Source organism: Maridesulfovibrio sp. (assembly GCF_963677005.1).
Classification (GTDB): Bacteria; Desulfobacterota; Desulfovibrionia; order Desulfovibrionales; family Desulfovibrionaceae; genus Maridesulfovibrio.
In genome coordinates, this window is record NZ_OY781616.1 from 3,522,162 (window position 1) to 3,544,810 (window position 22,649).

The 22,649-nt window shown below is 51.9% G+C and carries 17 protein-coding genes; 5 read left to right on the plus strand and 12 right to left on the minus strand.

Annotated elements, in window-relative coordinates; genetic code table 11:
- Positions 1–259: 259 nt before the first annotated feature.
- Complete coding sequence (locus tag ACKU4E_RS15530; protein WP_320171995.1) at positions 260–1,003, plus strand: transporter substrate-binding domain-containing protein; 744 nt, start codon at positions 260–262, stop codon at positions 1,001–1,003.
- Positions 1,004–1,160: 157 nt separating this feature from the next.
- Here ACKU4E_RS15530 and ACKU4E_RS15535 read toward each other — a convergent pair whose 3' ends face one another.
- The 6 genes from ACKU4E_RS15535 to ACKU4E_RS15560 form a co-directional block, all read right to left on the minus strand.
- Positions 1,161–1,928, minus strand: coding sequence for a YkgJ family cysteine cluster protein (locus ACKU4E_RS15535; RefSeq protein WP_320171996.1), 768 nt, complete (start codon positions 1,926–1,928; stop codon positions 1,161–1,163).
- 13 nt (positions 1,929–1,941) lie between these two features.
- Positions 1,942–3,606, minus strand: coding sequence for a glycosyltransferase (locus ACKU4E_RS15540; protein WP_320171997.1), 1,665 nt, complete (start codon positions 3,604–3,606; stop codon positions 1,942–1,944).
- Between the two features lie 162 nt (positions 3,607–3,768).
- Complete coding sequence (locus tag ACKU4E_RS15545) at positions 3,769–5,844, minus strand: glycosyltransferase (RefSeq protein WP_320171998.1); 2,076 nt, start codon at positions 5,842–5,844, stop codon at positions 3,769–3,771.
- Between the two features lie 67 nt (positions 5,845–5,911).
- Complete coding sequence (locus ACKU4E_RS15550; RefSeq protein ID WP_320171999.1) at positions 5,912–7,693, minus strand: amino acid ABC transporter permease; 1,782 nt, start codon at positions 7,691–7,693, stop codon at positions 5,912–5,914.
- 164 nt (positions 7,694–7,857) lie between these two features.
- Entirely contained in the window at positions 7,858–8,679 is an 822-nt protein-coding gene (locus ACKU4E_RS15555; RefSeq protein ID WP_320172000.1) for an ABC transporter substrate-binding protein, read from the minus strand.
- Between the two features lie 75 nt (positions 8,680–8,754).
- Positions 8,755–9,483 carry an amino acid ABC transporter ATP-binding protein gene (locus tag ACKU4E_RS15560; RefSeq protein ID WP_320172001.1) on the minus strand — a complete coding sequence of 243 codons (729 nt, stop codon included), beginning with the start codon at positions 9,481–9,483 and terminating at the stop codon, positions 8,755–8,757.
- A gap of 448 nt (positions 9,484–9,931) precedes the next feature.
- Here ACKU4E_RS15560 and ACKU4E_RS15565 point away from each other — a divergent pair, with 448 nt between their 5' ends.
- Positions 9,932–11,374: a sigma-54 dependent transcriptional regulator gene (locus tag ACKU4E_RS15565; RefSeq protein ID WP_320172002.1), complete on the plus strand. Its 1,443-nt coding sequence runs from the start codon at positions 9,932–9,934 to the stop codon at positions 11,372–11,374.
- An 86-nt stretch (positions 11,375–11,460) separates the two neighbouring features.
- Positions 11,461–12,813, plus strand: coding sequence for a trypsin-like peptidase domain-containing protein (locus ACKU4E_RS15570; RefSeq protein WP_320172003.1), 1,353 nt, complete (start codon positions 11,461–11,463; stop codon positions 12,811–12,813).
- Between the two features lie 214 nt (positions 12,814–13,027).
- Here ACKU4E_RS15570 and ACKU4E_RS15575 read toward each other — a convergent pair whose 3' ends face one another.
- The 4 genes from ACKU4E_RS15575 to ACKU4E_RS15590 are packed head-to-tail and all read right to left on the minus strand — an operon-like array spanning position 13,028 to position 16,604.
- Positions 13,028–14,257 carry a glycosyltransferase family 4 protein gene (locus ACKU4E_RS15575; RefSeq protein WP_320172004.1) on the minus strand — a complete coding sequence of 410 codons (1,230 nt, stop codon included), beginning with the start codon at positions 14,255–14,257 and terminating at the stop codon, positions 13,028–13,030.
- A 10-nt stretch (positions 14,258–14,267) separates the two neighbouring features.
- On the minus strand, positions 14,268–14,849 hold the full coding sequence (gene thpR / locus ACKU4E_RS15580) for an RNA 2',3'-cyclic phosphodiesterase (protein ID WP_320172005.1): 582 nt from the start codon (positions 14,847–14,849) through the stop codon (positions 14,268–14,270).
- Between the two features lie 29 nt (positions 14,850–14,878).
- A complete protein-coding gene (locus tag ACKU4E_RS15585; protein WP_320172006.1) occupies positions 14,879–16,117 on the minus strand; it encodes a carbohydrate porin in 1,239 nt (412 codons plus the stop codon).
- A 7-nt stretch (positions 16,118–16,124) separates the two neighbouring features.
- Complete coding sequence (locus ACKU4E_RS15590) at positions 16,125–16,604, minus strand: CinA family protein (RefSeq protein ID WP_320172007.1); 480 nt, start codon at positions 16,602–16,604, stop codon at positions 16,125–16,127.
- A gap of 250 nt (positions 16,605–16,854) precedes the next feature.
- Between ACKU4E_RS15590 and ACKU4E_RS15595 the strand changes: the two genes are divergently transcribed.
- Both ACKU4E_RS15595 and serS read left to right on the plus strand, forming a co-directional pair.
- Complete coding sequence (locus ACKU4E_RS15595; RefSeq protein WP_320172008.1) at positions 16,855–17,262, plus strand: hypothetical protein; 408 nt, start codon at positions 16,855–16,857, stop codon at positions 17,260–17,262.
- Positions 17,263–17,415: 153 nt separating this feature from the next.
- The gene (serS, locus tag ACKU4E_RS15600) at positions 17,416–18,693 is read left to right on the plus strand and encodes a serine--tRNA ligase (RefSeq protein ID WP_320172009.1); all 1,278 of its coding nucleotides are present in this window, start codon (positions 17,416–17,418) and stop codon (positions 18,691–18,693) included.
- A 269-nt stretch (positions 18,694–18,962) separates the two neighbouring features.
- Here the strand turns inward: serS and htpX are convergent, their stop codons facing one another.
- Together htpX and ACKU4E_RS15610 are read right to left on the minus strand one after the other, a co-directional pair.
- Positions 18,963–19,808: a zinc metalloprotease HtpX gene (htpX, locus tag ACKU4E_RS15605; RefSeq protein WP_320172010.1), complete on the minus strand. Its 846-nt coding sequence runs from the start codon at positions 19,806–19,808 to the stop codon at positions 18,963–18,965.
- Between the two features lie 141 nt (positions 19,809–19,949).
- Positions 19,950–22,274, minus strand: coding sequence for a cache domain-containing protein (locus tag ACKU4E_RS15610; protein WP_320172011.1), 2,325 nt, complete (start codon positions 22,272–22,274; stop codon positions 19,950–19,952).
- Positions 22,275–22,649: the final 375 nt, after the last annotated feature.

The following is a 22,649-nucleotide window of genomic DNA, read 5'->3' on the forward strand; positions in this document are numbered from 1 at the left end:
GTTTCAGCAGAAATTCTCCTTCACAGAATTCCTTCCTTTCATAACCTGTCCCTTCCGACATCAATTTTCTCCGGCGTAGAACCGGGGTGGTGTCATGCCAAATGATTAAGAAATCAAAGGCATGCATAGTGTATTGTTGCGAAAAATTATCATGGGTTCAGAGCACCTAAATTAACAATATAGATGTTTGATAAATAGTTTATAATAGAGTAAGTGCTTGTTGGGGATTTTGCATATCAATCCGCGGAGGGGCGGCGTGATGAAAAAGATTATTGTCCTGACGGCATTTGTTTTGAGCCTTTTTTCTCCTTTCATTAAGACTGGAAATGCGGAAATTTTCCGTGTCCTGTCTTATTCCAGCAGCTATCCGCCGTACTCTTTCAAAGAAGGCAGTTCCGAAACCGGTATTATACGGGATTTGTTCAAGGCTCTTGCAAAGGAGACCGGTGATATTTTCAAGTTCATTGATGTCCCTTTCAACAGGGGGCAATATCAGTTTGATAACGGAAAAATAGATATTGAACCCATGTGCAATCCTGCATGGAGGAAAAAGTCTTCAGTTCAGGGGCTATACAGTATCCCCTTCGCAACTTCCGATGAAATTCTCCTGTTCAATGCAGATAAATACACCCCCACCTACTCTCCGGATGATTTAATAGGCAAGACCGTCGGCACTGTCAGGGGATATAGTTACTTAGTATACGGACCGTATTTTGAGGATGGGCGTATAAGGAGCTATCCGATGGAGAATGACGGCAAGCTTATACAGATGCTGGTTGCAGGACGTCTGGATCAGGCCATTCTGGACAAGGAATATGCCCAGTATCAGATAAAAAAAGAAAATTTGCAGGGTAAGCTTGTCGCAGAAAAACCGTTTGTTGCCATTGATATGATGATGCGCGTCCATCCTGATAAAAAGGATGCACTTCCCCGTTTAAATAAAGCCCTTCAAAAGCTTATAAGTAATGGAACAATCGAAGGTATTTATGATCGGTACAGGTAAAATAGGTTTGGTGTCAGACGCGGGAGGATCGTCCTTACTATTCCAGTTTATCTAAGCCTGCTGTTGAGACTCCCTCGCTTCTGTGGAAAAGTCATCGACATTATCGGAATCAGCCCCGCTGAATATTTTACGGAATCCTGCGGGGCTGTTGCATGTATTATTTCGGCTGCAGGTTTTCGCTGCTGCCCAAAGCGAGGAGTTCCACCCAGTCGAGGGCGAAATTGAGACATTCTTCTTCATCGGTCAGGATAGCCTGCTGACGTTCTTCGGAAACATCGAGGCGGGAGAATACATTCATGTCTTTTATGAAATTGGTGAAGTTGTCCACCTGATAGAGAGCCAGAAAGGCCATGTTCAGCTTTCTTTCGTCAAGAACGGCTCCGGCCTGGTGTGTACGGTTCATGATGCGCATGTAACGGTCGTTTACAGCATTGTATGCCTCCAGCCCCTGATCCTTGAGCCACTCATCGCTGGTCCATTCCTTTTTTTCCTCAAACCCGCGGCAATGCGGCTCCTGAACGATGAAAAACTGTTCTATCACCTCTCCGTTCTCGCCCATGCGGGAGGCCCGTCCGAGGGGATAGGTGCGGCATGCACCGGGACGGTTTTCATACACGGAGCAGCCTTCCGCGCGAACAAATGGACAGCTGCGTTTGGCATTGTCCAGCATGCGCAGGCGACACATGGGAAATCCTGTTCCGGGAGTGCGGGAAATGTCGGCGTGATTGTGAATGAATTTTTTGCTGTCGTGTCCCAGAGCCCGGCGCAGACGCAATACATCGTAGGGGGTGAGCATCAGGTTCAGGTCGCCGCAACAGGCGTTGAAACAGCGGACCTGAGGGTGGCAGGCAAAGCCGAAGGTCTTGCCCGGTTCAAGCTCCGGCAGGCTGTTCAGGAATTCCTGTGTCTGATCTTGTTCTGACATTTTCACTCTCCCTTTATACTTTGCTGCCGATTAAACCGGCATCCAGCAGATATTGTGTCTTTTTTTCGATGTCGGACCGGAGAAGACTTTCTTCATCGGCCATTATCCGCAGTATTTCGCTTCTTGGGTGCATGGCCTGCATCTTGTATTTATTACCGAGTGCATTGCCTTCCTGTTCCACTGATACATGGCTGGCGTTGCCGGTGTTCTTGCGATGCAGAATGCGCAGGTGTCCCTGATAAACCGCGAATTGCCCTTTCAGGCAACTGCGCAGATCATGTTCCATGTCATCGTACTGCGACGGAGAAAGGAACAGGGAAAAGCCTTCGTTGTCAAGTAACTTCCTGGTGCTGAAAAGATGGCAGCATCCTGTAACCGAGGCGCAAGGACGCATGAAAGCGAAATAACCGGCATCAAGTGTCTGATGATGCAGGTCCGAAACCCTGAACGGGTTGGGGGAAATTCTGGTCAGGTCCACTTCGGGGCCGTTGCCCTCTTCTCCTGACGGCTGGACAATGTGCAGGTCCACGGACTGCATGACCGCAGGAGATGACTGGCTTACCACCCGGCAGCCCCATACTCCGGCATCCGGGTAGGCCGCTACGGCGGTTCCGAACCGTGAGAGCCAGTCCTGCTCGACCTCCACGTCATCGTCCAGATATAAGGCAAAATCGCACTCGCGTACTTCCAGGAGGTTCATGAGCCAGTTTCTGGCAGCAGCGGCACCTATATTTACCGGAAGGTCGATGCGGGCCATCTGTTCCCCGAAAGCCTGCTGCCATCTGTCCATGACGTTGGCCGTTTCATCTGTGGAGCCGTTATCGAGAACGAATATCCTGCTTTCGTATAGTTCCGAATTACGCAGGGATTTGAGCGTGGAGTCCAGTTCTTCGGCCTTGTTGTAGGAATAGAGCAGGATGGCCGTTCTGCCCGGCAGCGGTCTTTTTTCAGAATCAAGGCCGCGAGCCAGATCGTGGAGGCGCAGTGTTTCCGAAACACGCCATGGCTGTTTTTGTACGCATGCGGCAAGACTGCGTATGGCTGCGTTCCGATCCCCCATTTTAAGAGAACAGGAAGCGATAAGCTGGGCGGTTTCGGTTTCGCCGAAAACAGCGGAAACATCTTCAAGCAGGTCTGCCGCTTCCTGCAGGTCTGTGTTCATGAGGCGGAAAAAGGCCCGTGCAGCATTGACTGCCGGTCGGACAGCTTCGTGCTGTTCCATGCTGAGCAGCTTCAGGCCGTATCTGAAATCGGAACTTGCTCCGGCATGGATCAGTCCCTGCTGGAGCCAGAACAGGTTCCCCGGTTCTTTTTCAAGACACGACTCAATGTAATGCCTTATTTTGTCGTTGTCCCGCCGTGCGGTGATACGCAGAAAATACGAAAGGTTTTCCGGGCGCACCCATGCCGCGGCAACATGCCTGAGGCAGGTCAGTGCCGGACCGGAGAAAAATCCGGGAGCTGTTTCAAGATTGAGGATTGAACGGGCGAGGTTCCCGTCGAGCGGGTTTGCCGCATATGCGGCAAACAGGAGTTCGGCACCTAGTCCGGAATCAGATTCCAGCGAACGAATACCTGTTCCGAGCAGATGGGTGGAGCCGACCGAGCCCATGAGCAGCCTGCGCCGTATCTGCGGATTCATTTCATCCCAGAAACCGTTTTCGGAAGAGGTCTCCATATCCGTGCCTCCTTATGCGTTGTCCATTGTTGATATTTTCAGGACAGTTCCGTTTAGTATCGCTTTATTCTTTCATAAGCAAATACAGCGGTTTTTATAAGTACGCAACAAGGCTGAATCCGAAGGGATGTCGGAATACTGTAATACGTTTCTGTGCCGGTTTTATTTGCCGGTCAGGGCATCAATATCGGGCAGCTCGGTAAGCGGTTCATCCTTGGGCAGCGAACAATAGACCCGGAGCAGGGCCTGCGCTTTTGCTGCGCTGCTCAAGTAGGTGCGCACTATCTTCCGGTTTATGCGGCCCATCTGTTTGCGCAGTTCTCCGTCTTCAATGAGCCTGCCCATGGCGGTTGCAAGGGCGTCAACATCTTCCACCTTGCATAGAAATCCGTTTATTCCGTCGCGGATCAGTTCCGGTGTGCCGCCCGCATCCGTGCATACTGTTGCGAGACCTGCGTCAAAGGCTTCGAGCAGGGTGTTTGGAATGGATTCCTGACGGGAACTCATTACGTAAATGTGGGAGATGGCGAGTAGTTTTACCACTTCTTCATGGCTGATGTAGCCGGGACACTCAATGCGCTCCAGTGTTGAAGGAGAAGCCATGCTGCTGTATTCGGAAAGATTTTCCAATCCTACGGCAATGAAACGTACCCCCTCACAGTTCTGACTGGAAAGAAGTTTGTCCACAGCCCGGATGAATACGTCCGGGCCTTTGGCATGTCCTGAATTGCCCACGTAGATTACGCTGGTGGAAACGGAACGCCGCGGTTTGCGTCCGCCACCGGCAAAGGAGTTGTAGACCACCTGGGCACGTTTTCCCGGTACTCCGTGCTTCAGAAGCATTTCGCGGCCTTTGGCCGAGTTGCAGATGAAGCCGTTGCCGATCAGTGAAAAAATAGGCGCCAGCGGGTTGGGCTTGTAGATTACTCCCCGGTTGAAGAACAGCTTGAAATTCCGTCCGCCGAGCAGGGAAAGACCTTTGGTGATGCACCCGATCTTGATTGCCCTGTTGTGGAAGGTATGGACCACGTCAATGTGGTGCTCCTCAATGATTTCGGCCAGAAAGCCCGCTGCGGCGAGCATGTTTTTGAAATCATCCAGAATGATCACTTCCACGCCCATGCTTTTCAATTCCGGAATCAATCCTGATTCAGGCGGGAGAACGGCAACTACTTCGAGCCCGGCAATCAGCATGGCCTTGGCACTGTTGATCAACTGACGGCTGCCGCCGGAGAGTTTTCCGGTATCGGTGATGTATAATACCCTGCCGATATCATTGCGCTTGCTGAAAAATTTGAAGCAGACCATTGCCGGTGCTTCGTATGAGTACATGAGCAGCCGTTTTTTTATCCAGGCAGCGTCTTTTTCCTTGCCCACACCGATACGGTTGAAGCGCATCGGGTCCGTTCCGAGCATATTTGCCGAGCGCTCAAGGGTGAACGTGCCGGAAAATCCGGCTGCTGCGGCCTCCTGCATGGAAAGCGGGTCGAAGTGCCCCCACGGCCAGCAAAAATATTGACGGCGGGCGTTGTTGATGCTGCTTATTTTTTCCAGACAGCGGGTGAAATCTTTTCGGCAGAATGCACGTCTTTCTTCATCGCTGCGTCTTTTGAAGGAAACCTTGCCCTTGCGGAAGACCGGCCAGAATCCGTTGTAGGCAAACGCGCTGCCGTTGTCGAAGACCGGCAGTTCCGTATTGAATTTGCGGTAGATTCCCCATGTGGACCAGTGGGAGGCGAGCGAAAATGTTCCTTTGGACCGGAAATCCTTGAAGCAGCCCTGATGTCTGCATGTGTGGGCGTGGACTTCCATGCCTTTGTCCCGGACCAGAGATTTCAGTTCGGCTTCGTTCATGAACTGGGAGGTGTCGTTTTCCGAAAGAGCCTTGATGAACGACTCGCGCATGGAAAGCATTCGGGGGACATCCGCTTCGGTCCTGATTTTACCGCTGCCGATAAAGTCGCTGACAGCGAAAAATATACCGGTCATACCCCTTTCTTCCAGCAGCGGAACGGCGTTGATCCAGTTGCTTATGTGACAGTCGTCAAAGGTCAGGACCACATATTTATCGTCAATGGGTTTGCGACCCATGCATATTTCGAAAAGATGGTCGGCGGTGATGGTCTTGAAGCCCATTTCAAGCATTGCGTCCAGGTGCGATGCGAAAAGGGCGGGGGAATGGCCGTCTTCTTCGCAGACGGCGTGATAACAGAACACGGGGACACTCTTACCGAGCATGAGACAACTCCGAAATGCTTCTATTTCAACTGTCCTCCCCCCGCCGGGGCAGGGGGAGGAAGATGGATTACATCTGCAGACGGAAAGTGTCTGTTGACAGCTTCCGTTCGAGTCGTCTTGCCACGAGACTCATCAGGTAGCAACAAATAAAGTACAAAAATGCTATCGTGGTGTAGATTTCGAAGGGGTATATCATCAGTCTGTTGTTCAGACCCTGAGCTACGAATGTGAGTTCAAGAACACCGATGACGAATGCCAGCGAGGTGTCCTTGAAGATGGCGATGAACTGTCCGACAATGGCCGGAAGCATCTGCTTCAATGCCTGGGGCAGGATGATTTTGCGCATGGTCTGCCAGTAGGTGAGTCCGGTGGAAACTGCTGCCTCGAACTGTCCCGGGGGCAGGTTCTGGATGCCGGAACGAACTATTTCCGCCAGATATGCACCGGTGAAGATGGTCAGCGCAATAGTCGCGGACCAGAATACGTTCATGAACTGCCCGGTCAGGATCGGGATGAAGAAGTATATCCAGAAAATGACCATGATAAGCGGGTTGCCGCGGATTAGTTCAATGTACAGAGTGGAAGGTATGAGGAAAAGCTTGTTCCTGGAGGTGCGGCCTATGCCCACGATCAGGCCGATGAAGAAGCTTACCGAGATTGCTATAACGGACATGAGGATGGAGAAGGAGAGTCCGCCCAGTCCCCAGAGGATATCGTTCGGATCGCCGTTGGGGAATTTCCACCAGAGCATGGTCCCGAGGTTATCCCAGATAATCTGGAAATTGAATTTTGAAACACCGTAGGCCGCCATGACCAGCAGAAAACCGAGGCAGCCGAGAAAGACGCCCTTCCACAGGTAGGACATTATTTTCATTACGGCTGAGAAAAAGGCCTTTCGTGCGGCCTGGCTGCTGGTAAGGCTGAAATTTTCCTTGCGGCTGCGCATGAACCGCCGGTGCATCCTGGCCAGGAAGGCCACCGGAGCCTCGAAAGGCCAGAAAATCATGTGCGCGATGTGGTGTCCGGCCTTCCAGCTTTTCTTGGGGAGTATCTGGAGTCGCCAGTTTACCAGAGTGAGGATGCCGGCAATGATAAGCGACAGCGAAAGGTAGATTACCGTTGCGGCAGAAGTCGCTTCAAAGCCCTTGAAGGTCAGTGATTCGATCTGCTGCGAGGACCAGCACAGCTCGGCGACGCCGACGACCATGGCCAGAGAGGAGTTCTTCATGTTGTTCAGGAACTCGCTGCCCAGGGGCGGGATTATGGCCCGGAACGCAAGCGGCAGGATGATTCTGGTCAGGGTCTGGAAGGTGCTGAGGCCGGAAGAATAGGCTGCTTCAAGCAGACCCTTGGGGATGGACTGGATTCCGGCACGGATGACTTCCGCCATGAAGGCGCTGGTATAAATTCCCAGACCGACAGTTGCGGAGAGCATTTCGAAGTTCTGATCAAAGAGAAAGTTGCGCACGTTTTCCGGCAGGCCCATGGGCAGCGCGAAATACCAGAAAAAGAGCTGCACCAGCAGAGGGGTGTTCCTGAAAAATTCCACGTAACAGGTGCAGAAGCAGTATACCGGCTTGAACTGCGAGAGTCTGCCCAGCCCGAAAAGTATGCCCAGTCCCAGGGCGATGACCGAACTCATCAGGGTGATGCTTACTGTGAGTCCTAAGCCGTTGATGAGCATGTCGCCAAGGACTTCTCCGTAGGCCGGATCTCTTTTGTAGAGTACGGTCCAGTCGAACTTGTAGCCGAAGTCGAAGACCCACCCGAAATAATAGACCAGGAGCCCTGTTACAAATGCCAGACACAGGTATTGAACCCATGTTTTTTCCAGATAACGGTTGATCATCGCGAAAACTGTCTCTTTTTTGTTTGCCGGACGTTGATACGGCAAACGTTTCCGTAAGCTCTGTCTGTCCGGTATGGAACTGATCCCGGCAGGATTCTCAAAAACCCTGCCGGAATCAGCATGAATGCTTTAATCAGGAAAACCCGCAGGTCTTCCGGTGAGCCCTAGGGCCACATTTCGATTTTTTCGGTGAGCGGGAAGTAGTACTTGGTGTCGGGACCGTACCACTTGTTGTAGATTTTTTCGTAGGTACCGTCTTTCCACATATCCTGAATGGCGAAGTTGACGGTGTCGCGAAGTTTGGAATCATTTTCGGGCAGGCCGATGCCGTAGGGTTCGTTGGAGAAGAAGTCGCCTACGAGCTCATACTTTCCGGGAACCTGTGCTGCGTAGCCGAGCAGGATGGTGGAGTCTGTGGACCATGCGTCTGCGCGACCCATCTGCAGTGCCTGGAAGCATTCGGATTCCTTCTGGTAGGAGATAACTTTGGGATTGGGGTCACCCATTTTCTTGAGCAGGTTTCTGACGTTGATTTCGGAAGTTGTGCCCTGCATAACGGCAATTCTTTTGCCTACGAAGTCTTTGAGGTCAGCGTATTTGCCTTTGGGGGCCAGAAATTTCTGTCCGTCAAAAAAGTAGGTGATGGAGAAGTCGATGGAGTTGTCGCGTGAACGTTTATGGGTCATGTTGGAAACGGACATATCGATGCGGCCCTGCTGCAGAAAGCCGATACGGGTCTTGTTGTTTACCGGGACCTGGTCGATTTTAACGCCCATGCGTCTTGCGATTTCGTTGGCGATGTCAACATCGAAGCCGACCCATTCTTTCTTGTCGTTGTAGAAAGCGCCGGGAATGGAGTCGGTCATGATGCCGATGCGTACTACCTTGTCCTTCATGATCTTGTCATAGGCGGCACCTGCCATGGCAGTTGCTGCAAAAGCCATAACCAGAGCGGCTGTGAGAGCCAGAGTCATAAACCTTTTCATTCTTTCCTCCTGCGTGGAAGTAGACGTAGAGTATACAAAAAAGCGGAGTTCCGACACCGGAACACCGCCTGCTGCCTAATGTGATAGAATCTTGCTCAGGAAGAGTTTGGAACGCTCGTGCTGAGGGTTGTTGAAAAATTCTTCCGGTGTGTTCTCTTCGATAAGGGTCCCTTCATCCATGAACAGCACCCTGTCGGCGACTTCCCTGGCAAATCCCATTTCGTGTGTTACGCAGACCATGGTCATGCCTTCGCGAGCCAGCGCTTTCATTACATCCAGAACCTCGTTGATCATTTCCGGGTCGAGAGCCGAGGTCGGTTCGTCAAAGAGCATGATGTTCGGCCGCATGGCCAGTCCCCGGGCAATGGCTACGCGCTGCTGCTGGCCTCCGGAAAGCTGGGAGGGATAATCCCCGGCCTTGTCGGGAATGTTGACCTTGGAGAGGAGCTCCATGGCCAGTTCAACCGCTTCTTTGCGCTTCATGTTCCGCACCATTGTCGGTGCCAGTATGATATTTTCCAAAACCGTCATATGCGGATAGAGGTTGAAAGACTGGAAGACGAACCCTATCTCGGCGCGGAGCATAGGAAGATTGACTCTCGGGTCATTCACGTTCATGCCTTCTACAAGAATTTCACCTTCCTGAATGGGTTCAAGGCGGTTTATGCACCGGATCATGGTGCTTTTACCGGATCCTGAAGGGCCGCAGACAACCACCACCTCGCCTTTCTCAATTGTGAGATTGAGATTTCTCAGGGCGTGGTATTCACCGTAGTACTTATTGACGCTGTTAAATTTTATCACTTTTGTACAAATCCCGTAAAAAATTATTCTGAAGCGGACGAAAACGGGTTATCAAATGGAACAAAATTCGGCAAGTTTTCACTCATTCCGGATTAAAATGCGTTTTTTTGCAGAATCGCGAATTATGTATCCTGATAAAAATCATTTTTGTTAAAAAACACCCCCGCTTTTCCTGCGATAAGCAAAACCACACAATTTTGTTTTTTGCGTATCACGAAATTAATTTTGTTTTCTTTGCGTTTTCGCTAGAAATTGTCCATTTTAATCAACATCAGTGAAAGAAAAGGGCCCAAAGTGTTTGTGTATGATTTCAGCCCGATCCGCTGATGTGATTCGGTTTCAGGTAGCTCTTGCCAAATATATTCCAATAAACAGCAACCTGCGACTTTTATCAACATGCAATATATATTAAGTTGAAAAGGTTTCGACTTAGAGATATGAAAAAGCCATGCCTGACAGCACATTACTATTCATAGCCGAACCTCAGTCCGTTACCTCCGTTTTTTCCCCCCTCAAGGAGGCGGGATATCAGGCCGGGCTTGCCGATAATCTGGCCGGAGCCATTAATTTCATAAAAAAATCGAAACCGTGCCTGATCTTTACAAGACCGGTAATGCAGGGCTATTCCGCACAGGCTCTTCTTGCCGAAGCTGTCAATATTGAAAATTTCCCTCCGGTTGTTGTCTTTTCCCGCAGCGGATCAGCAGACGAAGCGCGCAGGTACATGGAGCTCGGCGCTCGTGATTATTGGCTGGAACCCCTGTCCTGGGAGAAAATCAAGCTCATGCTTCCGGATGAGCGTCCTCCGGCCATGCCATCCGAAGAGGATCTGGGAGACCCGCAGCCGGGAGCTGGTTCGCAGGGAACGCAGGGGCGGTATCAGGTAATCGGCCGTCACCCGGCGATGATGCGTGTGCTCGGCCTTGCCAGACAGGTGGCCAAATCCAAGGCCACGGTGCTCATTTCCGGTGAATCCGGAACCGGTAAGGAAATGTTCGCGCGGTTTCTGCATCATCATTCCGACCGCAGTGACAAGCCTTTTGTCGCCATAAACTGCGCCGCCCTGCCTGAACATCTTTTGGAATCAGAACTTTTCGGCCATGAAAAAGGAGCCTTTACCGGTGCAATCAGCCGTAAGCTCGGAAAATTCGAGCTTGCATCGGGCGGCACCATTCTTCTTGATGAAATAACCGAAATGGACCTCGGGTTGCAGGCCAAGCTGCTGAGGGTGCTGCAGGAAGGGGAAATAGACCGCGTTGGCGGTGTGGATACGGTTAAAGTGGATGTCCGCGTGCTGGCGACCACCAACCGGGCCATTGAGGAGACGGTAAAGGAAGGGAAATTTCGGCAGGACCTTTTCTACCGGCTCAATGTCATTCCCCTGAAACTCCCTGCTCTGGCCCAGCGCGGTGAAGACGTCCTGTTGCTGGCCAAATTTTTCGTGGATAAGAACTGCTCTGAATACGGGCTCAAACCGTTGGAATTTTCCGATGAAGCCGTTAAATGGCTTCTCGGCTATGAATGGCCGGGAAACGTTCGCGAGTTGCAGAACCTGATGGAGAGAGCGGTTCTTCTGGCCGGCAGCGGTCCCATTGAATCGAGACATTTCCTGAACGATCCCGATGCTTGGATGCCCGAGGAAGAGTTTGTGAACGCCGAGCCCGGTTCCGCTATGGGGCTCTCGGGTGATGGAGACTCTGCGTCCGGCGAGGCCGGCGTCGCCGCTTCATTCGATCTTATGCCCATTTCCGAGATGGAAAAGAAGATGATAATAAAAAGTCTTGATCAGACGCAGGGCAACCGTACCAAGGCAGCAGAACTTCTGGGCATATCCGTACGCACCCTGCGCAACAAGCTTAATGACTACAAAAAGCAGGGGTTGGACCTGTAACCGTTTTGTCTTTTCATTCCCCGCGGGGGGCAATACACACCCGGATCACGGAATTAATCCGGTCCGGGACAATCCTTTGATCTGCCATGAAGAAGTTAATCCTATTCCCGGTTTTTGCCTTACTGTTTGTTCTTGTTTCCTCTTTTACAGTCTGCGCTTCAGGCGGAGATTCCCTGCGCATAACTCCAGTGGTCAGGGCCGTGCAGCAGACCGCTCCGGCAGTTGTAAACATAACAGTAACCAGTGTGGTGGAACGCGGAGTTTCGCCTTTCGGGCAGATGTTCGGCGGTGATCCGTTCGATTCATTTTTTAATGGTTTCCAGACCAGAAAGCAGAAGTTCAGGGCCACCAGCACCGGCTCGGGCGTCATCATCAACGGGCATGACGGACTTATACTGACCAACGCGCATGTGCTGGCCGGCGGAAGCGATATCAAGGTCCGCACGATAAACGGACACGAGTACGAGGCCGAGATTGTCGGTTCGGATGCAGATTTCGATCTTGCCGTGCTCAAGATAAAAGGTGCTGGAAATCTTCCGCAGGTAAAGATGGGCGATTCATCGGATATTTATATCGGCGAGACAGTCATCGCCATCGGCAACCCGTTCGGATACACCCATACGGTTACCACCGGCGTTGTTTCCGCGCTTAAGCGTACCGTCAAATCCCAGCAGGGCACTTTCACGGATTTCATCCAGACCGATGCGGCCATCAATCCCGGCAACAGCGGAGGGCCGCTGCTCAACATCATGGGCGATCTGATCGGTATCAATACTTCCATCCAGGCCAGAGCCGAAGGCATCGGTTTTGCCATTCCCGTCAATAGGGCCAAAAGAGTTGTCAAGGAACTGCTTGCTTCCGGCAGGGTTTCTCCGGTCTGGCTGGGAGTAAGCGGGCAGGATCTTGATCAGGGTGCCGCCAGTTATTTCGGTTTGTCCCATGTGCACGGCCTGTTGGTGACCGAAGTCTACAAAGGGACTCCGGCATCCAAAGCCGGACTTGTTCCCGGAGATGTGATTCTTTCGATCGACGGTATAGAAGTAGAGGACAAGGACAGTTATCTTTCTTTGCTCCGGGGGCAGACCCGCGGCGAAAAAGTTGTTCTTGAAGCTCTCCATGCCGGATCGGTTTCCAAAGTGCGTCTTTATCCGCAGTCCCTTTCCTCCGCACAGTTGCGCGGTCTGGCCTGGGGGCGCTGGGGAATGGCTGTGAACCGCGACAGCAGAGGAAGGGGCGTTCTGGTTGAAAAAGTATCCCCCAACAGCCCGTCCGCCAGACTCGGACTTCAGCCGGGTGACAAGATTCATCAGATCGGCAACCGCATGGTCGGCTCTCAGCAGGACTTTCTGGATTCCTTCCTGCGCTATCGCATGAGCAATAAAGTAATGCTCAAGGTTCAGCGGGGCCGGAATTTCTATTACGTGAAGCTTAATTCATAAAAATACATTTAAGGTATTGAATTTGATGCGCTTAGCGCTTTTGAGAATTTGACTTCGCCGCCAGCGGCCAAAGGGGATAATCCCCTTTGGAATCCCTAATAGTTTAAGGCCCCGGCAGGCCTTGCCGTCGCTTAACTAAGAGCTTTGCTTTGAGTTTTAGCGACCTGTTGAAAGCAGAGATGTCGCCGAGGCTTTTAATGTCTAATTATTCAGGTTATCGGCGAGTGTCGGCTGCTTCCCGGTACACTCTGTCCACGCGGTCGAAGATTTTTTCCCATGTGTAGGGCTTGGAAACGGATTGAATGTAATCAAGATCCGGCCCGGCTCCTCCCAGAATGTCCTCAAAAGCCTCGGCAAGAGTTTCCGCCAGTTTACTTTCGAGCGCGGGCTCGTCTTCCGGGTAGGGGCGGTCCACGGTCATGAGCGCGGGCAGTTTTACCATGCGCACCATGGACGGATGCGCTGGCGTGAACAGCATTCGCGATCCGGGCAGGTCAGTGGTTATTATCCGACAGCCGCAGGCCAGTGCTTCCAGCAGCACCAGCGGCACCCCTTCGTAAAAGGACGGCAGCACGAAAATATCCGATTCCCGCATCAGGTCGGCAAGTTCACGGTGCGAAAGAATTCCGTGGACGGTCACTTTGTCGCCAAGCTCTGCCGCCAGTTCCAGACAAAGCCTCTTTTCCGCTCCGCTTCCGCCTCCAACAAGATGAAGGTGGAATTTTCTGTTTTTGAGCCGCGTCAGGCTTTTCAGCAGCCAGGGAACACCCTTGCTGGCGCCCAGTTTTCCGGCGTAAAGGAGCCGGACTTCCGCAGACCGCCTCTTGGTGCAGTCATGATGGAAGCAACTGCTGTTGAATCCTCCGCTGATTACGGATACCCGGTCTTCGGGATAATCCAGCAATCCGCAGACAGCCTGCTTCTGATCTTCGGACAGGGCTATTATCCGGTCTATTCCGGATAGTGATCCCTTTAGGGAACGGCCGAGTTCCGGGCAGAGTCTGTGCTGCCGCAGGCAGGTGCCGTGGCAGGTTGTCACCATGGGAAGGCGGGGTGCGACTTCACGGGTCACCGCCGAAGCCATCCATAAATGATTTGTGTGGACCACGTCCGGTTTGAAGGATGTGACCGCCCGGCCTATTTCCCGCCGGAAAGCGTTTTTGTAGCTTTCGATCTGTTGCGGGGTCAGGGATGAGCAGACCGTGCTTGAATAGGGCATGACGTCGCTCATGCCTACAATAGGGAAATCCAGATCGTGCCCGAAGCGGACAAAACAACAATTCTCCGGCGGGAGCACGGTTGTCGGCAGTCTGAAATCGTGCTCGGTACCGGCCACCAGAAAATTTTCATTTCCTCTGCTGCCGCTTTGCCTGATCATTTCCAGTACGTACTTGCCGCTGCCCGTGAAATCGGGTGTCTGGCTGATGACGTGTAGTACTTTCATGGGTGCCCGGTCAGTTGCCCGATTGCACGCCGGGCATTACACCGTAGCGATGCAGCACGGAATAGATAGGGCCTTCCGGAGTAAGTGTGCTCTTATACAGGGCGAAGCTGTCCAGTTGTGCCGGATCCAGTTCCAGCCGTCCGATTCGTTCTGCCAGTGCCGCCCAGTCGTCAGCCGCCTGTTTTTTTATGCGTCCAAGAGTCAGGTGGGCGTGGCACGTCTTTCTGTTTCGCTCGTATCCCAAAGCTACAAGGCTGCTGTCCACAAGTTCCGCATTCGCGCAGAATTGTTTTGCTCCGCGCTCAAGGTCTATCCAGATTATATGCGGGTTATCCATGCCGGGGAAAAATCCAGCTTTTCCTGCTGATATTTCAAAGGGTGCGGTTTTCAGTTCGGAGAGAGTTTTATGCAGGGCAGGGATATCCGTTTCCGGAATATTTCCGATAAATCTGAGGGTAAAATGCATGTTTTCAGGGCGGACCCAGGATATCCTTGATTCAAGCCCCTCGCTGAATCCGTCCATGGCTTCGCCGATGATCTTTTTCCAGTGTTCAGGAACAGGGTGTGCAATAAATGTTCTTATCTTTTTCATTGTATCCCAGCCCGTTAAAGTGTTTTTGATCAGGGTGTGGAAAAAGTGAAGAAGAATTTCAACATTCCGAACACGATATCATCGTTTTCGCTGTTGCAGTTTGAGTTTGTTACATAAGTAATATCGGGGATAATCGAGAAGTTGTCAGCAAGTTTGATCTCGTAGTAGGATTCATAGTGGAATTCCATATCATTATCTGAAGTGTGCCGGTTGCCCTGCAGCCCGCCTGCCGCAACCCCCCAGACATCTTCGGAACGTCCCGGAAGCGGTCCCTGCCAGTGCGTGCCCGCCGACCATGTCCATGTAACAGAGTTCACGGCGCCGTTTCCGCGTCCAAGTCTGGCGAAGATTCCGAATTCTTTGGTGATGTCCTGGTCCATGTTGAAACCCAGTCCCCAGTTCTCCGCTCCCTCGCTGTTGTCCAGCCGGGGCTGTTCATAGGTGTTGGTCCAGAAAAAGAAACGGTAGTTGCCCTGCAATGCTCCGAAACTGGGTGCGTAGGTGACCTGTCCGCCGATGAGCGGGTCGTCGGTCATATCTTCGAAAGCTTCCTTCTGCTGGTCGCGGTCAAGGGCGCTGCGTCGTGTTGACTGGGCGAAAATTGTTACCCGTAACGGCTCAACCGGCTGCAACCCGGCGGCAACAATGGGCAGAGACTCGTCAATTGAGTCGAAGATCGGTTCGTTATTGAAAATTGTGTTTACGAATTGAGTTCTGCCGTTGCCTGCAAAGCGGTTTTCGTCAATGAACGATTCCGGGTCTGTCCAACCCAGAGATATGTATGCCTGTTTATTGCCGAAGTGCTGGGTATAAAGCAGGTCGGAAATGGATACCTGTCCGCCGGCTGTGGTGCGGGATGCCTGCCCGTTCAGTGGAGAAGCTACCAATCCTCTGCTGGAAGGGTTGCTGCCGGTGTCGGAATATCCTCCCTGCATCTGGAGAAAGAAAGCGCCGTTCCCAAAGGGCTGCCAGTTCAGTCTGACCCTTGCCTTGACCGCGCCCTGATCCTTCCCTTCCTTGCTTTCGCCGTTTATTCTGGTGTCTGAATAGCCGTCCCAGTAGGCCAGCACATCGCCGTCTATGGTCATGGGACCGGTGGCATTCTGGAATTCGTCCCATTGCTTGCGTATGGATTGCAGCAGTACTGATTTCGTCCGTTCCGAATTGCCATGCAGCCCCAGATAGTCGCGCAAAGAGTCTTCGCAAAAGGCCGGTCTGGCTGTAGCGAGGATAAGAAATAACAGCAGCGGGAGAATTTTTATTTTCATATACGGATCAGTTTTTTTTCAGGAGTTCAAGAAGACCGGTGAGAACCGTTTCAAGGCTTTGTCTTTTAACTGCCGCACGGTCGCCGGGGAACAGAAATTTTTCGGCCCGGCAGGTTCCGTTGACACACCAGCCTATCCAGACTGTGCCTACCGGTTTGTCGGGGGTTCCCCCTGTAGGCCCGGCAATTCCGGACAGTGATACGCCTGCATCGGTGCCCAGAGTCCTGCAGACCCCTTCGGCCATGGCCAGCACGGTCGCCTCGCTTACCGCGCCGTGTTCAATCAGAGTGGCTTCCGGCACATGGAGCAGGGACATTTTAATCTGGTTGGAGTAGGCTACAACCGCCCCGGAAAACCATGCGGAACTGCCCGAAAAATCGGTCAGCGTAGCGGCAACAAGGCCCCCGGTGCACGATTCCGCGGTTCCGAGAGTCCAGCCTTTATCTATCAGTATTTTGCCTATGGCGGGTACAATGTTATCAATCATGCAGGCACTCTATACCTAATTCCGGCACATTTGAAGAGGTCCGGTACAGATATTAATGGTTGCCCCCTGCTACATCGTGCTATACACCGTTGGCAGCGGACCCGGCAGGGTGTATGATGCTCCTGCCGAATGTGTCGGGCGGCCCGGCGTGACAATCGCGTACGTTCTGTGAATGTGACGCAGCCGCTTTCTATGAAATCCGGGACCGGGACGGTGCGGTCCTTTAAATCGGGATGACGGACTTGCTGCCGTGAATTTCAGGAATGCCGCTGAATACATCTGGAAAAGGCACTGCGCTCATTGGAATTGGATTCTGATGGTCTGTTTCGTGGTGCTCTTTCTTGCCGCGCTCTGGCTGCATTCGATAATAATGTTTTTTGCCAGTGCCGGAGTCGCGGTTATTTCGCTTTGCGAGCTTCCGGACCCTGTCCCGCCGTTCAAAAGCATAGACCTCCTGATTGCAAAGGAACGCGTCTGGCTCAGGAAGCCGTGGAACAGGAAAAAATGGCTTCAGACATTCGGTTTTTTTGTCGGGACGTGCTATCTTTTCGTTTCCTGCTGGGCGGGGAGCACTATGGCGCTGCTGCTGTTCATCGGTATCTGCGTCAATATCGGCTGCGTATATTCCAACAAGGCCATGGGTGTGGACGATCTTTAATTTCCATGGCGGCTGCCCCTTTATAAATGTCCGTACATCGGTTACTGGCATATCGATCCGTATGTTTATTGTGTGTGCGGTGTGTTTGAAACATGTTTTGCAGGTCTGTGGAAACAGCCCCTTTTATATATTGATCATGAAGAGGAGAAGGAAATGCTCGATTTGAAGTTTGTTCAGAACAATCTGGATGCTGTCCGCGAAAGCCTTGAAAAAAGAAGTTCCAAACTTGATGTAAACGAATTCAGCAGTCTTGATTCCCGCCGCAAGGAACTGCTGCAGGAAGTGGAAGCGTTGAAAGCGGAGCGCAACTCCACCTCTTCCGAGATTGCCCGTATCAAAAAGGAAAAAGGGGATGCATCCGAAATAATTGCCAGAATGGGAGAAGTCTCCGGAAGGATCAAGGCTCTTGATGAAGATCTCCGGGATATTGAATCCGCAGAACGCGACTGGCTTGTTTCTGTTCCCAACATGCCGCACGAGTCCGTGCCGTTCGGCAGAACCGAGGACGATAACCCGGTTATAAGAGTATGGGGCGAAAAGCCTGAATTCGATTTTACTCCCCGCGAACACTGGGATCTGGCCGTGGAGTTGGGCGGAGTTGATTTTGAACGCGCCGCAAAGCTTACCGGTGCTCGTTTCGCCGTGCTAAAAAAGTGGGGCGCCAGACTGGAACGGGCTCTGACCTCTTTCATGGTGGACATCCAGACCAACGAACACGGCTATACCGAGGTGATCCCTCCGTATATAGTCAACCGCGAGTCCCTTTTCGGAACCGGGCAGCTGCCTAAATTCGCCGAGGACCTCTTCAAGCTGGAAAACTGGGATTACTTCATGATCCCGACTGCCGAGGTCCCGCTGACCAACCTGCATCGGGACGAAGTGCTTGCCGAGGAAGATCTCTCCGTTGCCTATTGCGCGCCCACTCCGTGCTTCCGTTCCGAAGCCGGATCATACGGCAAGGATACCAAAGGCCTTATCCGTCAGCATCAGTTCCACAAAGTGGAAATGGTCCGCTTTGCTCATCCGGACAGGTCTTTTGAAGATCTGGAAGCAATGACCGGACATGCCGAAGAGATTCTGAAGCGTTTGAACCTGCACTACCGGGTAATTACCCTGTGTACCGGGGACATGGGTTTCGGCTCGGCCAAGACCTACGACATTGAAGTCTGGCTGCCCGGCCAGGACAAGTATCGCGAGATTTCGTCCTGCTCCAACTGCATGGATTTTCAGGCCCGCCGCGCGAATATCAAGTTCAAGGCAGCCGGAGCCAAGAAAGCCCAGTTTGTGCATACTCTCAACGGATCAGGTCTGGCCGTGGGACGCACCTTTGTCGCAGTAGTTGAAAACTACCAGCAGAAGGACGGTTCCATCGTAGTCCCCGAGGCTCTGCGTCCCTATATGGGCGGAATGGAAGTCATTACTGCGGATTAAGGAACATTTTATCAGGATGTATCCGATGGCCTTAAACCATTTTGCAAATATGGTTATTGCATCAGCTCCGCATAATTTTTTGCTAATGAGATAATTATCAAAGCAACAGTTTTAAATTATCAGGGTTTCCAAAGGGGATTATCTCCTTTGGCCGCCGGCGGCGAAATCAAATGACTGAAAGCGCGAAGCGCATCAAAATAAGAGGCCGTAATTCCTATTGGAGTTACGGCCTTTTGGTTTTTTCAGGGTAGGGTAATGGCGAAGTCGGTTTATTTTCCGGCCATGGCCATGAGTCTGGATATGCGTTCTTCGGTGGTGGGGTGGGTGCTGAACCAGTTGGCCATGTTTCCGCCGCTGAAGGGGTTGACTATGAACATGTTTTCAGTGGCCGGGTTGGCGTCCATGGGCAGGTTGCGCACGGTTGCATCCAGTTTGTAGAGGGCCGAGGCGAGGGCCTTGGGGTCGTGTGAAATACGTGCTCCTGTCGAATCCGCAAGGAATTCGCGGGACCGGGATATGGCCATCTGGATAAGTGACGCTGCAATGGGGGCCACTATTGCCAGGGCTATGGCCGCAATGGGGTTTGAGCCTTCTTCGTCATCGTTGCCGAAGCCGAAAATGGCCGCCCATTGCATCATGTTGGCGATCATCATTATGGCTCCGGCCAGCACTGCGGCTACGGACTGGATAAGTATGTCCCTGTTGGTGATGTGGCCTATTTCATGGGCGATTACTCCGCGCAGTTCTTCCGGGGTCAGTATGCGCATTATCCCGCTGGTTACGGCTACCACCGCGTTTTCAGGGTTTCGTCCGGTGGCGAAGGCATTGGGTGAATCCTGCTCGATGACGTACAGGCGCGGAGCGGGAATTCCGGCATTGGCGGCCAGTTCCTGCACCATGGAGTGAACCATGGGCGCATCCGATGCGGACAGTTGGCGGGCACGGTACATGGACAATACTATTTTGTCTGAATACCAGTAACTGCCGACATTCATGAATATGGCGAATGCAAAGGCTATGACCAGTCCGGTCCGCCCTCCCATCATGCTTCCGAGAAAGAGGATGATTGCCGTCAGCGCGGCAAGCAGAAAAAAGGTTTTGATCTGGCTTGTCATATTTCGGGCTCCTGTAATTACCTTGTTGTTATGCTTTATCCTGAAATGCAGAAAAATATAAAACGGCCGCACCTTGAAGATGCGGCTGTCTCAAACATATTACTTCAATGTAAACCGTCAAGGGGCGATAGCGCAAGAAAATCAGGACACAACCACCATATCCAGAGGAAGAAGAATGGTGAAAGCGGTTCCCTGACCCTCGTTGCTTGAGCAGGTTATAGTGCCGCCGAGTCTGCTGGTCACCAGATTGTAGACTATGCTCATCCCCAGTCCTGTTCCCCCGGCTCCTCTCTTGGTGGTGAAGAACGGTTCAAATACCTTGGAAAGGTCGGACGGGCTCATGCCCTTTCCGTCATCAGTGTAACGGAGAATGACGTTAGTGTCCGTAACCTCAACCCCGATATCGATGTTGCCTGCTTCTATGCCTTCAAAACCGTGCAGCAGGGAGTTGATAATCAGATTGGACAGAATCTGCATGAACGCTCCGGGATAAGTGTTCAATTGCAGGTCTTCCGGGCAGCTGACGTTGATCTTGTGCTTGGTCCTTTTATATTTTGAGCGCAGGCTGAGAAGTATTTCGTCTATGTAGTGTCCGAACTGAATGGTGCGTTTCTGGCCCGAAGCCTGATCCGCGGCAACCTGCTTGAAGTTGCCGATCAGCTCAGCGGCCCGGTGCAGGTTGAGCATGCTGGATTTTGTCGCCTCCCTGGCCACATTCAGAAATTTGTCGAAGTCCGATTTGCGGAGTTCTCCAGCGGCAACCTTGCGGTCTATCTCTGTAATTTTTTCTTCCAGATAACTTATGCTGGTGACGCTTATGCCTACAGGGGTGTTGATTTCGTGGGCCACGCCTGCAACAAGGTCTCCCAGTGCCGCCATTTTTTCGGACTGGATGAGCTGATTCTGGGCTCTTTCCAGCCGTTCTATGGACATTTTAAGTTCCGAGGTCCGCTCCTCCACTTTTGCTTCAAGCCTGCTGTTGATGTTTCGCAACTGCTCCTGCGCTGTGCGCAATTCGGTTATGTCCCTTCCTTCCGCAATCAGAAATATTGCTTTTCCGTCAGACCCGAATGCAGGCTTAAGGGAAAAATCGACGTATATAGCCTCCGGGCTATTACCATCGTAGCTCTCTATTTCCCTGCGTATAACCCGGCCGTCAGCCGCATTGCGGATATCTTTTTTGAGTTCCTGAACCAGTGAGGGGGGATTCTGCCACCACGGACCTTCCCAGAACGGTTTCCCTACAACATTTTCAGCTGTTGCGGATCTGATTTCCAGAGCAGACTGGTTTATTTCGAGCAGGGTGCCGTCAAGAGCTACAACTCCCATGAAATGCAGTGACTGGTTGAATATCCCCTTGAACATGGCCTCGCTCACCGCCAGACGCTCCTGAGCCTCCTTGAGTTCCGTGACATTGTGCCCTTCGGCGATCAGGAACAGTACCGAGCCGTTTTCAGATATGGCCGGTTTAACTGAAAAATCCACGTGGATGCATTCTCCGTTTTTGCCGAAATGGCGGAAAATACCTCTCCCGATGCCGCCAAGGGATCCTATCTGGATAGCTTCCTTCAAAGCCCTTTGAACATCTATGGAGTAGTTCCAGAACGGAGTTTCCCATAAGTAGGTGTTAAGGACGTCCTTTTCTTCAATACCGGCAAAGTCCAAGGCCACTTTGTTTATGAGCAGCAGCACACCTTCCGGGGTCAGCACGCCCATAAACTGCTGGCTGTGGTTGAAAACCCCCTTGAAGAGAGCCTCGCTTTCAAGAATCCTATCGCCGGCTTTTCTGCTTTCGATGATGGTGTATGCGGAAAGAAAGCCTATCACCGCGAGGACTATCAGGGTAAGCATTATCAGTTCCCTGCTTCTGGCCAGGGCCTCCTTCTCCAGGTCATCGAGATAGAGCCCGGTTCCCACAATCCAGTGCCAGGGTTCAAATCGCCTTACATACGATAGTTTGGGTACAATCCTGTCCGGCTTGTCCTGCCACTGCCAATAGTAGGTAATGATGCCTTCGCCGTTTTTTTTCGTCGCCTTCGCTGTTTCACGGAAAATAGCATTTCCCTTGAAGTCGGTGAATCCGGACATGTCCCGGCCGTCCAGCTCCGGCATGTACGGGTGCATGATCATCTTTGCGTTCGTATCGTTTATCCAGAAGTAGTCCTTTCCGGCGGTACCGAATCTCATTTTACCGATCAGTGCGGCAGCTTCCCTTCTGGCCTGTTCCGGTGTAAGAAGCCCTTTCCGTTCTTTCTCGTACATCTGCTCAAGAATTCCCGTGGCAACCTGAGTCATGTGTTTGAGGGCCGTTTTTTTCTGGGAAAGCATGGCTTCGCGCACAGCGGGCATGTGTACTGCGAATATGACTATTATGAACAGCACAAGCGAGACTATAGTCGGGGCAGTAACCCTTAGCCAGACAGGTATGTTCAGTCCCGGCCTGTTTTTGCTGGTAAAAATTCCCATCTTCCCTCCGCTCGGCGCACATGTTTTAAGCCTATGCCTCGTTTGAGCCTACACTATTTTGCGAAGATAACACAAGAAGCAAAGTCCTGATCCCGTTCAGGCGTTCTTCCAACCGGGACACCGTCTGCCTCTCCGGAAATTTCACAGCAAATAAGTGCAAGAAGCCTGCTGCACGGGCAACTCCTGCATGTAACTTTACCGGGCTGGGGAGAATAGGATTCAAGAGATATACGGCCGAGCCGGGCAACTGGCGGAAAAGTTGATTGCAGTTAATCTATTGATAATCGGATTATTATACTTGTTTGTGTAAAGCTCTTCATCTAATGTGCATCTTTGTTAATATGAAGTTGTTGTTTTTAATATAATTTAATGACA

Excerpts from the sequence above, each read along its gene's own strand:
- htpX (WP_320172010.1), bottom strand. The coding sequence starts at position 19,808 with ATGACAAGCCAGATCAAAACCTTTTTTCTGCTTGCCGCGCTGACGGCA.
- serS (WP_320172009.1), top strand. The coding sequence starts at position 17,416 with ATGCTCGATTTGAAGTTTGTTCAGAACAATCTGGATGCTGTCCGCGAA.
- ACKU4E_RS15585 (WP_320172006.1), bottom strand. The coding sequence starts at position 16,117 with ATGAAAATAAAAATTCTCCCGCTGCTGTTATTTCTTATCCTCGCTACA.
- ACKU4E_RS15575 (WP_320172004.1), bottom strand. The coding sequence starts at position 14,257 with ATGAAAGTACTACACGTCATCAGCCAGACACCCGATTTCACGGGCAGC.
- ACKU4E_RS15565 (WP_320172002.1), top strand. The coding sequence starts at position 9,932 with ATGCCTGACAGCACATTACTATTCATAGCCGAACCTCAGTCCGTTACC.
- ACKU4E_RS15535 (WP_320171996.1), bottom strand. The coding sequence starts at position 1,928 with ATGTCAGAACAAGATCAGACACAGGAATTCCTGAACAGCCTGCCGGAG.
- ACKU4E_RS15545 (WP_320171998.1), bottom strand. The coding sequence starts at position 5,844 with ATGCTCGGTAAGAGTGTCCCCGTGTTCTGTTATCACGCCGTCTGCGAA.
- ACKU4E_RS15610 (WP_320172011.1), bottom strand. The coding sequence starts at position 22,274 with ATGGGAATTTTTACCAGCAAAAACAGGCCGGGACTGAACATACCTGTC.
- ACKU4E_RS15530 (WP_320171995.1), top strand. The coding sequence starts at position 260 with ATGAAAAAGATTATTGTCCTGACGGCATTTGTTTTGAGCCTTTTTTCT.
- ACKU4E_RS15555 (WP_320172000.1), bottom strand. The coding sequence starts at position 8,679 with ATGAAAAGGTTTATGACTCTGGCTCTCACAGCCGCTCTGGTTATGGCT.
- ACKU4E_RS15550 (WP_320171999.1), bottom strand. The coding sequence starts at position 7,693 with ATGATCAACCGTTATCTGGAAAAAACATGGGTTCAATACCTGTGTCTG.
- ACKU4E_RS15570 (WP_320172003.1), top strand. The coding sequence starts at position 11,461 with ATGAAGAAGTTAATCCTATTCCCGGTTTTTGCCTTACTGTTTGTTCTT.
- thpR (WP_320172005.1), bottom strand. The coding sequence starts at position 14,849 with ATGAAAAAGATAAGAACATTTATTGCACACCCTGTTCCTGAACACTGG.
- ACKU4E_RS15540 (WP_320171997.1), bottom strand. The coding sequence starts at position 3,606 with ATGGAGACCTCTTCCGAAAACGGTTTCTGGGATGAAATGAATCCGCAG.
- ACKU4E_RS15590 (WP_320172007.1), bottom strand. The coding sequence starts at position 16,604 with ATGATTGATAACATTGTACCCGCCATAGGCAAAATACTGATAGATAAA.